At 75.9% G+C, this 17,213-nt stretch carries 15 protein-coding genes and 1 pseudogene; 10 read left to right on the top strand and 6 right to left on the bottom strand.

Annotation, left to right across the window (positions count from 1 at the left end; genetic code table 11):
- The first annotated feature begins 18 nt into the window (after nt 1-18).
- On the top strand, nt 19-1,599 hold the full coding sequence (locus tag G8D98_RS13800) for a succinic semialdehyde dehydrogenase (RefSeq protein WP_166104543.1): 1,581 nt from the start codon (nt 19-21) through the stop codon (nt 1,597-1,599).
- A gap of 79 nt (nt 1,600-1,678) precedes the next feature.
- Nucleotides 1,679-2,347, top strand: coding sequence for a DedA family protein (locus G8D98_RS13795; RefSeq protein ID WP_166104541.1), 669 nt, complete (start codon nt 1,679-1,681; stop codon nt 2,345-2,347).
- Here the strand turns inward: G8D98_RS13795 and G8D98_RS13790 are convergent.
- Together G8D98_RS13790 and G8D98_RS13785 are read right to left on the bottom strand one after the other, a co-directional pair.
- Nucleotides 2,308-4,083 (bottom strand): ABC transporter ATP-binding protein, encoded by a 1,776-nt coding sequence (locus G8D98_RS13790; RefSeq protein ID WP_166104538.1) that lies wholly within the window; start codon nt 4,081-4,083, stop codon nt 2,308-2,310. The two genes, G8D98_RS13795 and G8D98_RS13790, sit on opposite strands and share 40 nt — an antisense overlap.
- Nucleotides 4,083-5,807, bottom strand: a complete 1,725-nt coding sequence (locus G8D98_RS13785; protein ID WP_166104535.1) for an ABC transporter transmembrane domain-containing protein — start codon at nt 5,805-5,807, stop codon at nt 4,083-4,085. Before G8D98_RS13785 ends, G8D98_RS13790 begins: the two co-directional genes overlap by 1 nt.
- Before the next feature lie 140 nt (nt 5,808-5,947).
- Between G8D98_RS13785 and G8D98_RS13780 the strand changes: the two genes are divergently transcribed.
- The 3 genes from G8D98_RS13780 (at nt 5,948) to guaA (ending at nt 8,769) form a co-directional block, all read left to right on the top strand.
- Nucleotides 5,948-6,706, top strand: a complete 759-nt coding sequence (locus G8D98_RS13780) for an SURF1 family protein (RefSeq protein WP_166104532.1) — start codon at nt 5,948-5,950, stop codon at nt 6,704-6,706.
- Entirely contained in the window at nt 6,693-7,106 is a 414-nt protein-coding gene (locus G8D98_RS13775) for a DUF3817 domain-containing protein (RefSeq protein ID WP_373868498.1), read from the top strand. The genes G8D98_RS13780 and G8D98_RS13775 overlap by 14 nt, the downstream gene beginning before the upstream one ends.
- A 67-nt stretch (nt 7,107-7,173) precedes the next feature.
- Nucleotides 7,174-8,769, top strand: a complete 1,596-nt coding sequence (gene guaA / locus G8D98_RS13770) for a glutamine-hydrolyzing GMP synthase (RefSeq protein WP_275944352.1) — start codon at nt 7,174-7,176, stop codon at nt 8,767-8,769.
- Between the two features lie 57 nt (nt 8,770-8,826).
- Here the strand turns inward: guaA and G8D98_RS13765 are convergent, their stop codons facing one another.
- Nucleotides 8,827-9,111: a DUF2218 domain-containing protein gene (locus tag G8D98_RS13765; protein ID WP_166104525.1), complete on the bottom strand. Its 285-nt coding sequence runs from the start codon at nt 9,109-9,111 to the stop codon at nt 8,827-8,829.
- Nucleotides 9,112-9,248: 137 nt separating this feature from the next.
- On the opposite strand from G8D98_RS13765, the gene G8D98_RS13760 reads away from it, so the two are divergent.
- From G8D98_RS13760 to G8D98_RS13745, 4 genes are all read left to right on the top strand, one after another.
- Complete coding sequence (locus tag G8D98_RS13760; RefSeq protein WP_166104522.1) at nt 9,249-10,175, top strand: alpha/beta hydrolase; 927 nt, start codon at nt 9,249-9,251, stop codon at nt 10,173-10,175.
- A 46-nt stretch (nt 10,176-10,221) separates the two neighbouring features.
- Nucleotides 10,222-11,520 (top strand): Mur ligase family protein, encoded by a 1,299-nt coding sequence (locus G8D98_RS13755; protein ID WP_166104519.1) that lies wholly within the window; start codon nt 10,222-10,224, stop codon nt 11,518-11,520.
- Nucleotides 11,517-12,278 (top strand): type 1 glutamine amidotransferase, encoded by a 762-nt coding sequence (locus G8D98_RS13750; RefSeq protein WP_166104516.1) that lies wholly within the window; start codon nt 11,517-11,519, stop codon nt 12,276-12,278. Before G8D98_RS13755 ends, G8D98_RS13750 begins: the two co-directional genes overlap by 4 nt.
- 64 nt (nt 12,279-12,342) lie before the next feature.
- Entirely contained in the window at nt 12,343-13,641 is a 1,299-nt protein-coding gene (locus G8D98_RS13745; RefSeq protein WP_166104514.1) for a M18 family aminopeptidase, read from the top strand.
- A gap of 13 nt (nt 13,642-13,654) precedes the next feature.
- On the opposite strand, the gene G8D98_RS13740 is transcribed toward G8D98_RS13745, so the two are convergent.
- Nucleotides 13,655-14,755: a lysylphosphatidylglycerol synthase transmembrane domain-containing protein gene (locus tag G8D98_RS13740; protein ID WP_229661851.1), complete on the bottom strand. Its 1,101-nt coding sequence runs from the start codon at nt 14,753-14,755 to the stop codon at nt 13,655-13,657.
- Nucleotides 14,756-14,901: 146 nt separating this feature from the next.
- Here G8D98_RS13740 and G8D98_RS13735 point away from each other — a divergent pair, with 146 nt between their 5' ends.
- Nucleotides 14,902-16,029, top strand: a complete 1,128-nt coding sequence (locus tag G8D98_RS13735) for a glycosyltransferase family 4 protein (RefSeq protein ID WP_240920869.1) — start codon at nt 14,902-14,904, stop codon at nt 16,027-16,029.
- Nucleotides 16,030-16,083: 54 nt separating this feature from the next.
- Here the strand turns inward: G8D98_RS13735 and G8D98_RS13730 are convergent, their stop codons facing one another.
- Together G8D98_RS13730 and G8D98_RS13725 are read right to left on the bottom strand one after the other, a co-directional pair.
- Nucleotides 16,084-16,455, bottom strand: coding sequence for a tetraspanin family protein (locus G8D98_RS13730; protein ID WP_166104505.1), 372 nt, complete (start codon nt 16,453-16,455; stop codon nt 16,084-16,086).
- A gap of 1 nt (nt 16,456) precedes the next feature.
- Nucleotides 16,457-17,213: pseudogene (locus G8D98_RS13725) on the bottom strand (cell wall-active antibiotics response protein); the annotation flags it as partial.

Here is a 17,213-nt window from a genome sequence, read left to right as displayed (position 1 = left end):
GGTGGCTACCCTGCGGAGATGGCCGATGTCATCGCCGACCCGGAGACCGACCCGCACGCGACGTACGTGCTCGACCCGGCCTCGGTCCGGGCGCTGACGAGCCGGGTGCTCGCCTCCGGCGAGCCGATGACCACCCGCACGCCGATGACGGGAGCGCCCCTGGCCACGCTGCCCACCTCGACCCCGGCCGACGTCGCCGTCGCCCTCGACCGGGCGCGGGCGGCCCAGCGGGCGTGGGCGGCCAGGCCGGTCGCCGAGCGGGCCCGTCTCCTGCTCGCCCTGCACGACCTCGTCCTCGACCGGCGCAGCGAGCTGCTCGACATCGTCCAGCTCGAGTCCGGCAAGACCCGCGCGCAGGCCTTCGAGGAGGTCGCCGACGTCGCGGTCGTCTGCCGGCACTACGCGCGCCGCGGGCCCGCGCTGCTCGCCGACCGGCGCCACCTCGGCGCCCTGCCGCTGCTCACCCGCAGCACCGAGCACCACCGTCCCAAGGGCGTCGTCGGCGTCGTCTCGCCGTGGAACTACCCGCTGACCCTGTCGGTGACCGACGCCCTGCCGGCGCTGCTCGCGGGCAACGCCGTCCTCCTGCGCCCCGACCCCCAGGGCACGCTCACCGCGCTGCACGCGCTCGCGCTGCTCGTCGAGGCCGGCTTCCCCGAGGACCTCGTCCAGGTCGTCCTCGGGGGGGCCGAGACCGGGGCCGCGGTCGTCGAGCGCGCCGACTACGTGTGCTTCACCGGCTCCACGGCCACCGGGCGCAGCGTCGCGGCGAGCGCGGGGCGCCGGCTCGTCGGCGCCAGCCTCGAGCTCGGCGGGAAGAACGCCGTCTACGTCGCCGACGACGCCGACCTGCGCCGGGCGGTCCCGGGGGTCCTCCACGCGTGCTTCAGCTCGGCGGGCCAGCTGTGCGTGAGTGCGGAGCGGCTCATCGTCCACGAGCGGGTCGCCGACGAGCTCCTCGCCCGGCTCGTCGACGCCATGGGCCGGATGCGGCTCTCGACCGGCCTGCACTGGGATGCCGACATGGGCAGCCTCGTCGGGCCGGCCCAGCTCGCCCGGGTGCTGGCCCACCTCGAGGACGCCGTGGCCAAGGGTGCGAGCGTCCTCGCCGGTGGCCGGGCCCGCCCGGACATCGGGCCGTACGTCCTCGAGCCCACGCTGCTCACCGGCGTCACCTCGGCGATGGCGTGCCGCGACGAGGAGACCTTCGGGCCGCTCGTCGCGCTCTACCGGGTCCAGGACGACGACGCGGCCGTCGCCCTGGCCAACGACACCGAGTACGGGCTCAACGCCTCGGTGTGGACCCGCGACGTCCGCCGCGGGCGACGGTTCGCCGCCCGGGTGCAGGCCGGCACCGTCAACGTCAACGAGGGCTACGCGGCGGCGTGGGGGAGCGTCGGCTCCCCGATGGGCGGGATGAAGGCCTCCGGCCTCGGGCGCCGGCACGGGCGCGAGGGCCTGCTGAAGTACACCGAGAGCCAGAACGTCACCGTGCAGCGGCTCGTCAACATCGCCGACCTGCCCGGGCTGCGCGGCGCCGGGTACGCCCGGGCCCTCACCGGGGCCCTGCGGGCGATGCGGGCCGTCGGGCTGCCGTAGCGGGGGCCTCGGCCCGCGGGCAGCGCGACCGGCGCGCGCGGCGAGCGGTCGCCGGCGGGCGTCACGTACCGTCGGTGCGATGGAGAGCATCGCCGACCCCGTCGTCGACGTCGTCGAGTCCCTCGGTGAGGCCGGGGTGGGGGCGCTCATCGCGCTCGAGACGGTGCTGCCCCCCATCCCCTCGGAGGTCATCCTCCCGTTCGCCGGCTTCGCCGCGGCCCAGGGCCGGCTCAGCCTCCCGCTCGTGTGGGCGTGCGCGACCGCCGGCTCGCTCCTCGGGGCGGCCGTCCTGTACTGGGTCGGGGCCGCGCTGAGCTACGAGCGGCTGTACGCCCTCGCGGGCCGGCCGTGGTTCGTCCTCTTCGGCCAGCGCGACCTCGAGCGGGGTTTCGGGTTCTTCGACCGGCACGGGTCGGTCGTCGTGCTCCTCGGGCGCTTCGTCCCGTTCGTGCGCTCGGTCGTGTCCGTCCCGGCGGGGATGGACCGGATGCCCGTGCCGCGCTTCCTCGCGCTCACCGCGCTCGGCAGCGGCCTGTGGAACGCCGCCTTCATCGCCCTCGGGTACCGCCTCGGGGAGGACTACGAGGTGGTGCAGGAGTACGTCTCCCCGGTGAGCCGCGGGGTCGTGGTGCTCGGCGTGCTCCTGCTCGGGGTGCTCGCGGTCCGCCGGCTGCGCCAGCGGCGCCGGGGCCGAGCGGACGGCGAGGGTCAGCCCTCGTCGCGCCAGGACCGCCACAGCGCGGCGTAGTCACCGTCCGCGGCGATGAGCTCCTCGTGCGGCCCGAGCTCGCGCACCCGGCCGTCGGCGACGACGGCGACCCGGTCGGCGTCGTGCGCGGTGTGCAGGCGGTGCGCGATCGCGACGACCGTCCGCCCGGTGAGCACCGCCGCGAGCGAGCGCTCGAGGTGACGCGCCGCGCGCGGGTCGAGCAGTGAGGTGGCCTCGTCGAGCACGAGGGTGTGCGGGTCGGCGAGGACGAGCCGGGCGAGCGCCACCTGCTGGGCCTGGGCCTCGGTGAGCCGGTGCCCACCGGAGCCGACCCGGGTCGCGAGCCCCTGCGGCAGGCGCAGGGCCCAGTCGAGGGCGTCCACGGCGTCGAGGGCCTCGCGCAGCTGGTCCTCGCTCGCCTGCGGACGGGGCAGGCGCAGGTTGTCCGCGAGGGTGCCGACGAAGACGTGGTGCTCCTGGGTCACGAGCGCGACCTGCCCGCGCAGCTCGTCGAGCTCGAGGTCGACCAGGGGGACCCCGCCGACGGTGATCCGGCCGGTCCGTGGCCCGTCGACGCCGGCCATGAGCCGCCCGAGCGTCGACTTGCCCGCCCCGGAGGGCCCGACGACTGCGAGCCGCTCGCCGGGTCGCAGGTCGAGGGAGACGCCGTGGAGGACGTCCTGGCCCTCCCGGTAGGCGTACCGGACCGAGTCGACCTCGAGCCGGTCGCCGCTCGGGACGGCGCCGGTGGCGACGCGGTCGGCGGGGACCTCGGCGACGCCGAGGATGCGCGACATCGAGGTCGCGGCGAACTGGATCTCGTCGAGCAGGCCGACGAGCTCGCCGAGCGGGTCGAGCAGCCGCTGGACGTAGAGGACGACGGCGGTGGCGGTGGCGACCGGCACGACCCCCTCCCAGGCGAGCCAGCCACCCCAGAGCAGCGCTCCCGCGACCGGGGCGAAGAAGCCGAGCTCGAGCCACGGGAACCACCGCAGGCGCAGCCCCACCGTGTAGCGCTCGGCGTCGTGGCTCTCGCGCAGCGCCTCGGCGAACCGGTCGCCGCGCTCGCCCTGCAGCCCGAGGGCGTCCACCGTGGCGGCGCCCTCGACGGTCTCGGCGGCCACGCCGTTGAGCCGCGCGTAGGTCGCGTGCTCCCACAGGTAGCCGGGGCCGGCGAGGCGCAGGTAGCGCCGGGTCGGCAGGACCCAGACCAGCGGCGTGAGCAGCAGCGGCAGGGCGGCGAGCGGGGAGGCGACGACGGTCGCGACGCCGGTGACGAGGACGGTCGTCACCGACACGACGACGGTGGGGATGCCGAAGCGGATGACGTAGCTGATCGCGTCGACGTCGTTGGTCGTGCGGGCGAGCAGGTCGCCGGTGCCGGCCCGCTCCACGGTGGACAGCGGCAGCCGGACGGCCGAGCCGACGAAGTCCTCACGCAGGCGGGCGAACACCTCCTCGGAGAGCACGAGCGAGCTGCGCCGGGCCACCCAGGTCGTCGCGGTCTCGGCGGCCAGGGCCGCGGCGAGCAGGCCGACGAGCGCGTCGATGCTCGTCACGGTGGCCGCGCCGGTGGTCACCGCGCCGACGACCTGCCCGATGACCCAGGGGCCGGCGAGCCCCGCGACGGCGGCCAGCAGATGCCACAGGAGGACCCACAGCAGGGCGCGCCGGTGGTCGCGCAGCAGCACCCCGACGTGCCGGCGCACGACGGCGCCGGAGGCGATGGGCAGCGTGCGGCGGGCGTGGTCGGTGGGTTCGCGCAGCGGCGACATCAGCCCTCCTCCCCGCGGACGACGACGGCGCGGTAGGCGCTCACCGTGCGGCTCAGCTCGCGGTGGGACCCGGTCGCGACGACCCGCCCGTCCTGCACGAGGTGGACGACGTCGGCCCGGTCCAGGAGCAGCGGGCTGGCGGTGACGACCACCGTGGTGCGGCCCTTGCGGTGCTCCGCGAGCCGCTCGGCGACCCGCGCCTCGGTGTGCGCGTCGACGGCGCTCGTCGGCTCGACGAGGACGAGCACCGCGGGGTCGCGCAGCAGGGCGCGGGCCAGGGCGAGACGCTGGCGCTGCCCCCCCGAGAGCGACCGCCCGCGCTCCTCGAGCTCGCCGTCGAGCCCCTCGTCGAGGGCGGCGAGCGCGTCGGCGGCGTCGGCCACCTCGAGCGCCGCCCGGCGGTGCCCGTCGTCGGTGCCGCCGAGCTCGCGGCGCAGCGGCCCGCTGAACAGCCGGGGGTCGGCCTCCGAGACGAGGATGTGCGAGCGCACGACCGCGACGGGCAGCTCGTCCAGCGGGGTGGCCCCCCAGGTGACGCCGTGCCGACCGCCGACGGTGCGCCCGAGCCGGGCGGCGACGGCCGCGGTCTCCTCGGGGCGGGCACTGACGAGGGCGGTGAGCACCCCCGGCTCCACCCGCACCCCGGAGGTGGGGTCGGTGAGCACCCCCTCCGGCAACGGCCCGGCGGTGCCGGTGGCGCCGGCGGGACGGTCGGGGTGGTCCGGCTCGGTGGCGAGGATCCGGGCGACCCGCCGGGCCGCGACCCGGGTCGTGATGAGCTTGTCGGCCATCTCGACGGCGGTCTGCAGCGGGATGGTGAGGAAGGCGGTGTACCCGTAGTACGCGACGAGCTGGCCGGGGGAGATCTCGCCCGCGACGGCCAGGTGTGCCCCGACGCCGGTGACGACGAGGACGAACACGCCCGGGAGAAGCACCTGGGCCGAGTCGAGGGTGGCCTGGGTGCCGGCGACCCGGATGCCTGCCCGGCGCACGGTCTGCGACTGGGCCCGGTAGCGCGTGAGGAAGGACTCCTCGCCGCCGATGCCGCGCAGCACCCGCAGCCCGGACACGGTGTCCGCCCCGAGCGCCGTGAGACGGCCGGCCTCCTCGCGCTGGGCGCTCTGGCGGCGCTGGAGGGGCCGCATGACGAACGCGAGCGAGGCGACGAGCAGCGGGCCACCGAGGAGCATGACGAGGCCGAGGAGCACCGAGCCGCGCAGGAGGATGACGGCGACGACGACGAACGACACGACCGCGCCGATGAACCGGGCGAAGACGTCGAAGGTGTGGCCCATCCGGCCGAAGTCGCTCGTGAAGCTCGCGAGCACCTCGCCGGCCGGCATCGAGCGGGTCAGCGCGGGGCCGGCGCGCCGGACCGCCCGGTCGGCGACGACCCCGGAGCGGAAGGCGGACACGAGCCAGTTCTTCACCGCGAACCAGTGCCGGCCGTTGCCGGCGCTCGCCGAGAGGCCGGCGAGCCCGAGGACCGCAAGCGACCACAGCACGAGGGCCCGGGCGTCGTGGGCGACGATGCCGTCGTCGACCGCCCGGCCGACGACGGCCGGGACGAGCGCGACCGAGAGCATCCACGGGATCCCGAAGCACGCGCCCGCGAGGAGGGAACGCCACTGGCGGCGTGCGAGCCACACGAGGAGCCGGTCCGCGTCGGCCGGAGCGAGGTCCTCGGGCTGCACGCCGTACTGCCACGGGGGTCGCTTCGGCATGATGCCCCTACGCTAAGCCGCGGGACCGGCACGCCGCGAACGGGTTTCGCGCCGCGTCCGGTGCCCCTCCCCACTCGCGCGCCGCCTCGCCCTCGGAGCGCGCCCCGACCCCTCCAGGGCCGTCGCGTAGCCTCGTCGACGTGCTGCGGACGGCCCTGACCCCGAGGTACCTCGGGCTGCTCGTCCTCGTCCTCGTCGTCGGCGTGGTCTTCGTCCAGCTCGGCCGCTGGCAGCTCGGCGTCGCCCAGGGCTCGGCCCGGGAGGAGGCCGTGGACTCCGCCCTGCGCGCCCCCACGGTCGCCCTGACCGAGGTGCTGACGCCGCACACCGACTTCCCCGGGGAGCTCTCCTCCCGCTCGGTCTCCGCCACCGGCCACTACACCGAGGGCCAGCTGCTCGTCCCGCAGCGGCGCCTCGAGGGGCGCACCGGCTTCTGGGTCCTCACCCCCTTCGTCGTGGAGCGCACGGGGGCGACGCTGCCGGTGCTGCGGGCGTTCGTCACCGACCCCGCGCAGGCCGGGACCCCGCCGTCCGGGACCCTCACCGTCGAGGGCGGCCTGGCACCCCCCGAGTCGCCGACCGACGACCCCGGTGTCGCGGGGCAGATCGGGTCGGTCGACACCTCGGTGCTCGTCAACACCTGGCCCGGAGCGCTGTACAACGCCTTCCTCTTCCTCCAGGAGGAGTCCCCGGCCACGGGCGCCGGGCTGACGAGGGTCCCGACCCCCCTCGCGCCGACCGGGCTGAACTGGCGCAACGCGGCCTACGCCGTCCAGTGGTGGGTCTTCGCGCTCTTCGCCCTCTGGCTGTGGTGGCGCATGGTCCGCGAGGAGCACCGGCGGGCCGGCGCGGGCACGCCGGCGCCCGCGGGCGACAATGGGGTGCGTGAGCACTCCTGACACCCGCGCCCGGGCGGGCTCCGGCACGGTCATCGCGCCCCAGGACGTCGACGCCGTCCGGCCCCGCCTGACCTTCTTCACCGTCATGGCCTTCGTCGTCGGCGTCGGCCTGCTCGTCCTCGTCGCCGAGATGGTCCTCTCCTACGGCGCCGGCCTCAAGGGCGCGGACAACCCGCTGTCCTGGTGGCCGCAGCCGCACGGGTTCATCTACATGGTCTACCTCGTCGCGACCGCCGTGCTCGGCTTCAAGGTCGGCTGGTCGCTGCCGCGGATGGTCCTGGTGATGCTCGCCGGGTGCGTGCCGTTCCTCTCCTTCTGGGTCGAGCGCCGGGTGGCCCGGGAGGTGCGGGCCGCACTCGCCGCGGTCACCGGCGCCGACCCGCAGGGCGCGCGCCGATAGCCTGGGCCGCGTGAGCGACGCCCCCGAGCTGCCGGCCGACCCCTCGCCCGTCGACCCCTCCCACGCCGTGGCCGAGGGCGGCGACCCGATCCGGCTCGCCGAGCGGCCCGTCCTCGTCGTCGACTTCGGCGCCCAGTACGCCCAGCTCATCGCCCGCCGGGTCCGTGAGGCCAGCTGCTTCAGCGAGGTCGTGCCCCACACGATGCCCACCGAGGAGCTGCTCGCCAAGGACCCCTCGGCGGTCATCCTCTCCGGCGGGCCCTCGTCGGTCTACGAGGAGGGTGCCCCCCGGCTGGACCCCGCGCTCCTCCAGGCCGGGGTCCCCGTCTTCGGCATGTGCTACGGGTTCCAGGCGATGGCCCTCGCGCTCGGCGGCAGCGTCGCCCGGACCGGGCTCTCGGAGTTCGGCGCCACGCCGGCGACGGTGCTCGACACCGACTCCACCCTCTTTCGCGGGCAGCCCACCGAGCAGTCGGTGTGGATGAGCCACGGCGACTCCGTCGAGGAGGCCCCCGCGGGGATGCGGGTGACGGCGACCACCGCCGGCGCCCCGGTCGCGGGCTTCGAGGACGACGAGCGCCGGCTCTACGGCGTCCAGTGGCACCCGGAGGTCATGCACTCGACGTTCGGCCAGCGGGTCCTGGAGAACTTCCTCGCCAGGGGGGCGGGCCTCACGGGAGAGTGGACCGCCGCCAACGTCGTCGACGAGCTCGTCGCGGCGGTGCGCGAGCAGATCGGGGACCGCCGCGCGATCTGCGGGCTCTCCGGCGGGGTCGACTCCTCGGTCGCGGCCGCCCTCGTCCAGCGCGCCGTCGGAGACCAGCTGACCTGCGTGTTCGTCGACCACGGGCTGCTGCGGGCCGGTGAGGCCGAGCAGGTCGAACGCGACTTCGTCGCCGCGACCGGGGTGGACCTGGTGACGGTCGACGCCTCCGAGCGCTTCCTGCGCGCGCTCGCCGGGGTGAGCGACCCCGAGGAGAAGCGCAAGATCATCGGGCGCGAGTTCATCCGGGTCTTCGAGCAGGCGGCCCGTGACATCGTCGGCGAGCACGCGAGCGCCGGCGACCACCCGGTGGAGTTCCTCGTCCAGGGCACGCTCTACCCCGACGTCGTCGAGTCCGGGGGCGGCTCGGGGGCGGCGAACATCAAGAGCCACCACAACGTCGGCGGGCTGCCCGAGGACCTGCAGTTCACCCTCGTCGAGCCGCTGCGGCTGCTGTTCAAGGACGAGGTGCGCCAGGTCGGCCTCGAGCTCGGCGTCCCCGAGGGCATCGTGTGGCGCCAGCCCTTCCCGGGCCCCGGGCTCGGCATCCGGATCGTCGGCGAGGTCACCCGCGAGCGCCTCGAGGTCCTGCGCGCCGCCGACCGGGTCGCCCGGGAGGAGCTGTCCGCGGCCGGCCTGGACCGGGAGATCTGGCAGTGCCCGGTCGTCCTGCTCGCCGACGTGCGCTCGGTGGGGGTCCAGGGCGACGGGCGCACCTACGGCCATCCGGTGGTCCTGCGCCCGGTCTCCTCCGAGGACGCGATGACCGCCGACTGGACGCGCGTCCCCTACGAGGTGCTCGCGCGGATCTCCACCCGGATCACCAACGAGGTGCGCGAGGTCAACCGGGTCGTCCTCGACGTCACGAGCAAGCCACCCGGCACCATCGAGTGGGAGTGAGCGCGCGGCGGCGGTGAGCGCCGCGTCGGCGCGCGCGGCGGGCCGCCGCCGAGCGGCTCAGGCGTCCCACACCACGTGCAGCTCGTCGCGCTGGCCGAACCGCTCGAGGTGGTCGGCGACCACCTCGGCGAACCGGTCGGCGTCGCCGTCGGCGGGCACCGATGCCTCGACGTCGAGCACCCCCTCACCGGGACGCAGGACGACCCGCTGGCCGGTGTCGAACCGGATGACGGTGGCCCCCTCCTCCTGCGCCGTGCTGCCGCGCCGGGCCCAGTGGCCGGCCAGCTGCTTGGCATAGCGCTCCGGGCGCTCGGTGCTCATCGTGCCGTGTCGTGTCGCCATGCGGGCATCCTCCCCGGTCCTGCTGACCGCCGCCTGTGTGTTCTCGGCCACGGCGCCCGATGGCGGGTCCCGGCTCCCGGCCGCCGGCGCCGTGGCAGGCTGTCACCGACTACCCGCCGGTAACCCGAGGATGGACCATGGAGAGCTCGACGACGACGGTGACCGCACAGGACGGGACCCGGATGTTCACCCGCTGCTGGCTGCCCGACGGCGCGCCCACGGGGGTCGTCGTCGTCGTCCACGGCATGGCCGAGCACTCCGGCCGGTACGCACGGCTCGCGGAGGCGCTCGTCGCCGGCGGCTACGCCGTCTACGCCGCCGACCTGCGCGGCCACGGCCGCACGGCCACCGAGGAGACCCTCGGGCACTTCGCGGACGCCGACGGCTGGGCCTCCACCGTGGCCGACCTGCGGGCGGTCACCGCCACCGCGGCCGCGGAGCACCCCGAGGCGCCGCTCTTCCTCCTCGGGCACAGCATGGGCAGCGAGCTCTCCCGCGCCTACGTCATCGAGGACTCCAGTGGGCTCGCCGGGCTCGTGCTCTCGGGGACCGTCGGCAACCCCGGGCCGGCCGGGCGGGTCGGGCGGGGCATCGCGGCCGCCGAGGCCCGGCTGCGCGGTGGACGGCACCGCAGCGCCCTGCTGGACCGGCTCGTCTTCGGGCAGTACAACGCGGCGTTCCGGCCCGCCCGCACCGACTTCGACTGGCTCTCGCGCGAGGAGTCCGAGGTCGACGCCTACGTCGCCGACCCTCTGTGCGGGACGACGTCCACCTCCCGGTTCTTCGTCGACCTGCTCGGCGGGGTGGCGGGCGTCAACGACCCCGAGCGCGTGGCGCGGGTGCGCGCGGACCTGCCCGTCCTCCTCGTCGGCGGTGCCGAGGACCCCGCCGGCCACGGGGGGAGGGGGCCGCGCGAGGTCGGCCAGCAGTACCGCAACGCCGGGCTCACCGACGTCACGTGCACGATCTACCCGCAGGCCCGCCACGAGCTGTTCAACGAGACCAACCGCGACGAGGTCACGGCCGACGTGCTCGCCTGGCTCGACGCGCACCTGCCCTCGTGACCAGCGGGGTGCCCGCCCGGCCCCCACGCCTGGCTAGGGTTGACCCGTGCTGAGAACGGCCGCCGCCGTCGTGGCGGGCAAGACCGCCCGGGCGCTGGCCCGCCGCCGCGGCGGCGGGTCGGCCTTCCCGGGCCTGGTCGCCGAGCGCCTCGACCCGCGCATCCTGGGCCGCGCCCTCGCCGAGGTGCGCGGCGGCATCGTCGTCGTCAGCGGGACCAACGGGAAGACGACGACGACGAAGATGCTCGTCGCCCTCCTGCGCGCCCACGGCCGCAGTGTCGTGACGAACCCGACGGGCTCGAACTTCACCCGCGGGGTGCTCTCCGAGATGCTTCCGCAGCTGCCCCTCAGCGGCCGGCTGCGCAGCGACATGGTCGTCGTCGAGCTCGACGAGGCGCACGCGATGCGCTTCATCGAGCAGGTCGCACCGACGCACGCGCTGCTGCTCAACGTCGCGCGCGACCAGCTCGACCGGTTCGCCGAGATCGACCACACCGCCGACCTCCTGGCCCGGCTCGGCGCCGCGAGCACCCAGGGCGTGGTCGCGAACGCCGACGACCCGTTCATCGCGCGGGCCGCCGACGCGCTGTCGGTCCCGGTGCGCTGGTTCGGGCTGGACGCCTCGATCGCCGACCGGCTGCCCGAGCTCACCGAGCACGACGCCCGCTTCGAGGACGACCTCGCCGCCCGCGAGGCCGGGCCGGGCGACGCGCGGCTGCGCCCCCGCGACGAGCGGGCCTTCGACGTCGTCTTCGACGACGTGACCGTCGGGCCGGTGACCCTCCAGCAGCGCGGGCTGGCCGCGATGATCAACGCGACCGCGGCCACGACGACCGCCCGGCTGCTGCTCGGCGACGCGTTCGACGCGGACCGCTGTGCACGGGCGCTGGCCGCCGTGCGGCCGCCGTTCGGCCGCGGCGAGGTCGTCGTCGTCGACGGGCAGCCGCTCGAGCTGGTCCTCGTGAAGAACCCCGCGGGCTTCGGCGTGGCCCTGAGCACGTACGGCGCGAGCCCGGTGGCGACGATGGTCGCGATCAACGACAACGACGCCGACGGGCGCGACGTCTCGTGGCTCTACGACGTCTCCTTCGCCTCGCTGCGCGAGCGCGGCGTGGCGCTGACGAGCGGGGTGCGGGCCTACGACATGGCGCTGCGGCTGCACTACGACGACGTCGCGACCGAGCGGGTCGTGCCCGACCTCGAGGAGGCCCTCGACGCGTTCGTCGCCGCCCACCCCGAGGAGCCGAAGCGGGTCTTTTGCACCTACACGGCGATGATGGCCCTGCGGCGCACGCTCGCCGCGCGGTACGGGCTGGCGCACTTCGGTGAGGAGGCACCCGCATGAGCAGCCAGGTCCTCACCCCCGACGGCCCGAGCAAGGGCACGCTCACCCTCGTCCACCTCTACCCGCGCGAGATGAGCATCTACGGCGACCGCGGCAACACGCACGCGCTCGCCAGCCGCATCCGCCGGCACGGCTACTCCGTCGAGGTGGTGCTCCACGACCCCGGTGACCCGTTCCGCGCCGACGCCCACCTCGTCCTCGGCGGCGGCGGCCAGGACTCCGGGCAGGCCCGGGTCGAGGCCGACCTCGAGGCGATCGGGCCGAGCCTGAAGGCGATGGCCCGGGACGGCGTCCCCATGCTCGTCATCTGCGGCATGTACCAGCTCTTCGGCGACTCCTTCCACACGGTGACCGGCCAGGTGCTGCCCGGGCTCAGCATCCTCGAGGTCACGACCCGCGGCAACGACAAGCGGATGATCGGGCCGGTCTGCCTCGAGACCGACCTCGGGCGGGTGGTCGGCTACGAGAACCACTCCGGCTCCACGGTGCTCGGGCCGGGCCAGCAGCCGTTCGGGCGGGTGCTCGCCGGGCACGGCAACAACGGTGAGGACGGCACCGAGGGGGCGCGCACCGCGAACGTCATCGGCAGCTACCTGCACGGACCGCTGCTCCCGGCCAACCCCATGGTGTCCGACGCGCTCATCGCCGTCGCGGCCGAGCAGGCCACCGGGCGGCCCTTCGAGCCGGCCCAGCTCGCGGACCCGCTGGCGACGCAGGCACGCGAGCGCCAGGTGCGCCGGCTGCTGCGCGCGCGCTGACGCCCGGCGGCGGCATGCGGGATCCGGCGGGGAGCCCGCGGCGGGGGGCTGAGAGGATGCCGGCGTGAGCGACCCGAGCAGCCCCGACAGCCACCCCGACGGCAGCCTCGACCCCGACGGCGTCGCCGCGGGGCTCGCGCACTACGTCACGCAGTCCCCGACCTCCTTCCACGCAGCCGCGGCCGCCCGTGACCGGCTCGTCGCGGCGGGGTTCACCGCGCTCGAGGACGTCGGCGCCTGGCCGGCCGGCCCGGGCAGCTACGTCGTCGTGCGCGACGGGGCGGTCATCGCCTGGCGGGTACCGCAGGGGGCGGGCCCCGACACGCCCTTCCGGGTCCTCGGGGCGCACACCGACTCACCGGGCTTCCGGCTCAAGCCGAACCCCGTCGTGCGGGCCCACGGCTGGGAGCAGCTCAACGTCGAGGTCTACGGCGGGCCGGTGCTGCCGTCGTGGTTCGACCGCGACCTGGCGCTCGCCGGCCGGGTCGTGCTCGCGGACGGCACCACGCGGCTCGTGCGCACCGGCCCGCTCGCGCGCATCCCGCACCTGGCCATCCACCTCGACCGCGGGGTCAACGAGGGTTTCGCACCGGACCGTCAGCGCCACCTCCTGCCGGTCGTCGGGGTCGCCGGCGGCCCCGACCCCGACGACGCCCGCCACTGGCTGCGGGCCGAGCTCGGTGATGCCGTGGCCGCCGATCTCTTCCTCGCCGACACCCAGGCACCGGCCCGGCTCGGTGCCGACGGCTCGCTCCTGGCCTCGGCCCGGATGGACAACCTCACGAGCGTCCACGCCGGCCTGCACGGGCTGCTCGCCGCCCCGCAGGACACCCCGCACATGCCGGTGCTCGCCGCCTTCGACCACGAGGAGGTCGGCTCGGGCACACCGACCGGTGCCGCCGGGCCCTTCCTCGAGGAGGTCATCGCGCGCACCCAGGAGGGGTTCGGGGCGACGCGCTCGCAGGCCGCCAGCGCGCTGCGGGCGTCGTGGCTGCTCTCCAGCGACGCGGGCCACCTCGTCCACCCCGGGCACCCGGACCGGCACGACCCGACGAACCGGCCGCGCCCGGGCGGCGGGCCGCTGCTCAAGGTCAACGCCAACCAGCGGTACATGACCGACGCCCGGGGCGAGGCGCTGTTCGCCGCCGCGTGCGCCCGCGCGGGGGTGCCCCACCAGCCGTACGTCAACCCCAACACGGTGCCCGGCGGCTCCACCATCGGGCCGCTCGCGGCGACCCGGCTCGGCATCCCGACGGTCGACGTCGGCGTCGGGCTGCTGTCGATGCACTCGGCCCGCGAGCTGGTCCACGTCGAGGACCTCGCGGCCCTGCACGGCGCGGTGGCGGCGTTCCTCGCCGGCTGAGCGGCCCGCGGGGTCAGCGAGGGTGGGGGCCCTGGCCCTCGGGAGCGACGACGCCGGTGCTCCCGGCGGGGAAGAGCGGTTCCTCGCCCTCCACCGGCGGGCCGACCTTCGGGCTGAGCGACCACAGCAGCCAGCCGAGGCCACCGAGGGGCACCTCCATGAGGTGGGTGACGAACGAGAACAGCACGACGGCCGCGGTCGCCGCGGCCGGGTCGGCGCCCCACCCGACGAGCACGACCGTCGTCGCGGTCTCGGTGACGCCGGCACCCCCCGGGGTGATCCCGACGGCCGTGAGCAGCCGCCCGATCGCGTACGCGGCGAAGAGCAGGTTCAGGGGCATCGCGACGCCGGTCTCGCGCATGACGAGGACGAAGAGGACGTAGTACGCGCCGAAGAAGCCGACCATCCCCAGGGTCATCGACCACCAGCGCCACCGGACGACGTCGATGATCCGGGCCCGCAGGTCGCGCACGAGGTCCTCGACGGTCATCGTCGAGCGCGGGCGCCGGCGCCGGACGAGGGGCCCGACGACGCGGTCGAGGGCCGCGCCCACCCACTGCGCGGACCGCTCGCTGACCATCACCGCGACGAACGCTGCGAGGATGCCCAGACCGGTGAGCGACCCCGCGACGGCGAGGTTGGTCAGCGCCCGCGGGAGGGTCACCCCGCCGACGATGAGGACGACGATCGCGACGACCGGCAGGGCGATCCGGGCCAGGACGTTCCAGACGCCCGTGACGATCGCCGAGGTCGACGTCGCCCGCCGCGAGAAGCCCCACGAGCGGCAGATGGCGTAGGTCGCGGCCAGCCCGACCGCGCCGCCGCCCGGCAGCAGGTTGGAGACCGAGGAGCCGCAGAGGTTGACGACGAGCGCCTTGGTGTGGGTCAGCCCCCGCAGCGACCCGGTGAAGGTGAACGTGTAGCAGAAGAGCCCGAGCAGCATGAGCGCCTGGAAGCCGACGGCGTGGTGCCACGGCACCGACCGGATGACCTGCCAGATCGCCCCCCACGAGGTCTGGGCGAAGTGCGGCAGACCCCAGACGAGCAGGACGACCGCGAGCGCCGACCCGAGCCCGAACTGGAGCAGCTGGCGGCGCGTGGTCGGCACCTCCACCTGCCCGGCCCTCACGGCGCGACCTCCGCCGCGGCAGGGGCCAGCGGGCCTGCGGTGGGCAGGACCTCGTCGTCGGGGTGGGCGCGGAGCGCCACGAGCGTGCGGGACATCGCCGCCCATCCTCGCGCATGGCAGGGTGGAGCCTCGTGAAGGTCGCCCTGCTGTCGGACTGCTACCCGCCCCGGCTCGGCGGGATCGAGCGCCAGGTCCACGACCTGGCCCACGAGCTGGCCCGCGCCGGGCACGGCGTCGAGGTCTTCACCGCGACGCCCGGGGCCGAGGGGGAACGGCACGGCCGGCGCAGCGTCGAGGAGGACGGCGTCGTCGTGCACCGGATGGCGCTCCCGCTGCCGTACGGCGTGCCGGTCAACCCGTTCGCGCCCCGTGAGGTGCGCCGGCGGCTGCGGGCGGGAGGCTTCGACGTGGCGCACGTGCACGTCGGGGTCGTCAGCCCGTTCGCCACGGACATGGTCCGCACCGCACGCTCGGCGGGGCTGCCCGTCGCCGCGACCGTCCACTGTCTCCTCGGCCGGTGGCAGCCGGTCGTGCAGGCCGCCGGCCACCTGCGCCGGTGGTCGCGCGACGGGGTCGCCCTGAGCGCGGTGTCGCGGATGGCCGCCGAGCAGGTCCGGTCGGTCGCCGGGGGCGGAGAGGTCGCGGTCCTCAACAACGGGGTGGACGCCGCGTGGTGGGCGCCGGCAGCGGACCGGGGTGAGCGCCCCCCGTCCGAGGGGGTGCGGGTCGCGACGGCGATCCGCCTGGTGTCCCGCAAGCGGCCGCTCGTCCTGCTCGGCATCCTCCACGACGCCCGGGAGCGGCTCGACCCGGCCATCCCGCTGCGGGCGACCGTGGCGGGGGCGGGGCCGCAGCGCCGGGCGATGGAGGCGTACCTGCGCGCCCGTGGCATGGACTGGGTCGAGCTGCCCGGCCGGCTGGACCGCGAGGGGCTGCGCCGGCTGCACCACGCCTCCGACCTCTACCTGTCCGCCGCCCGGCTCGAGGCCTTCGGCATCGCGGCCCTCGAGGCCCGCGCGGCCGGGCTGCCCGTGCTGGCGCCGCGGCGCACGGGCGTCGACGACGTCATCGAGGACGGCGTCGAGGGCGTCCTGGCCGACGACGCCGGTCTGGCGCCGGCCCTGGCCCGGCTCGCCGGCGACGCCGCGACCCGGGAGCGGATGCGCGCGCACGTGCGCAGCACCCCGCCACGCCAGGCCTGGCCGCGGACGGTGGCGGCGACGCTCACCGAGTACCGACGGGCCGGCGCCCGCGCCTGACGCGTCGCCCGCCGCCCGCCGTCGTGGCGCCGGTGGCGCTTCCCCGGACAGCGGTCACTCCGGGCGGCGGCTGCCGCGGATGCCGAGCAGCCCGACGAGGACGATGAGGACGCCGGCGGCGACGATCGTCCACGGCCCGAGGTCGGCCCACGGGACGGTGAGGTCGGTCGTCTCGGCGAGCAGGACCCAGGCGGCGGTCACGAGGCCGAGCAGCCCGAGCACGACGGCGAACGGCGCCGGGCCGGAGCGGTAGAGGGGCGGTGGCTGCTCGGCCGCCGCGGGGGCGGGCGCTGCCGCGGTGGTGACCGGCCCGGTGGCCTCGGGGACGGGCTCATCGGCGGTCGGCGCCTCGGCGGTGACCTCGGTCGGCGCGTCGGTGGCGTCCGGGTCGCTGCCCAGCGGACGGGTGGTGTCGTCGGTGCCCATGTCAGCCCTCCTGCTCGATGATCGTCACGGCGCCGAGGCCGACGTCGGTGCGCACGACGAGCTCCGGCGGGCCGTCACCGACCCGGTGGGTGCGCGTGAGCCGGGTACCGGAGTGGTCGTCGACCGCGACGGTCAGCCCGTCGGTGTCCCGCGTCTCGTACCGCAGGTCCCCCGCGCGCAGGTGGCTCTCCACCCGCACGTCCAGACCCGCGGGGACCTCGACGGTCAGCTGCCCGACCCCGAGGCTGACGTCGACCGCCGGAGGGGCGGCGGGGTCCTCCGGCAGCCGTGTGAGCCCGCGCAGGTCGAGCGTGGCGTCGCCGGCGCCGAGCTCGTAGCGCACGGGCACGGTGGCGACGGTCGGGGACCAGGTCCGGTCCCCGACGTCGCGCCCGCCCGGCACGTGCGAGCCCAGCGCCGTGACGGCTGTGAGGACGCCGAGGACGACGACGAGCAGGCCGCTGAAGCCGGCCGCCCGACCGGCAGCGCCGAGCGTCAGCACGACGAGCGAGGCACCACCGAGGGCCAGCGACATCCCGAGGACGACCGGCTCCCCGGGGAAGCCGAGCGGCTCGGCGAGGGCCACGCCCAGGCCGACGAGGGCGAGCACGAGCCCGAGGCAGACCAGCCCGACGAAGCGGTCCGGGCGGCGACGGCGTGGCGCCGGGGGCGGCGGCGGCCCGAGGGGCCGCTGCGGGGCGCTCGGCGGGGGGCCGCCGTACGGGCCCGACGGGTGCGCGCTCGCGCCGTGGCCGGGC

The organism is Phycicoccus endophyticus, assembly GCF_011326735.1.
Classification (GTDB): domain Bacteria; phylum Actinomycetota; class Actinomycetes; order Actinomycetales; family Dermatophilaceae; genus Phycicoccus; species Phycicoccus endophyticus.
This window is presented reverse-complemented; position numbering and strand designations above follow the sequence as displayed.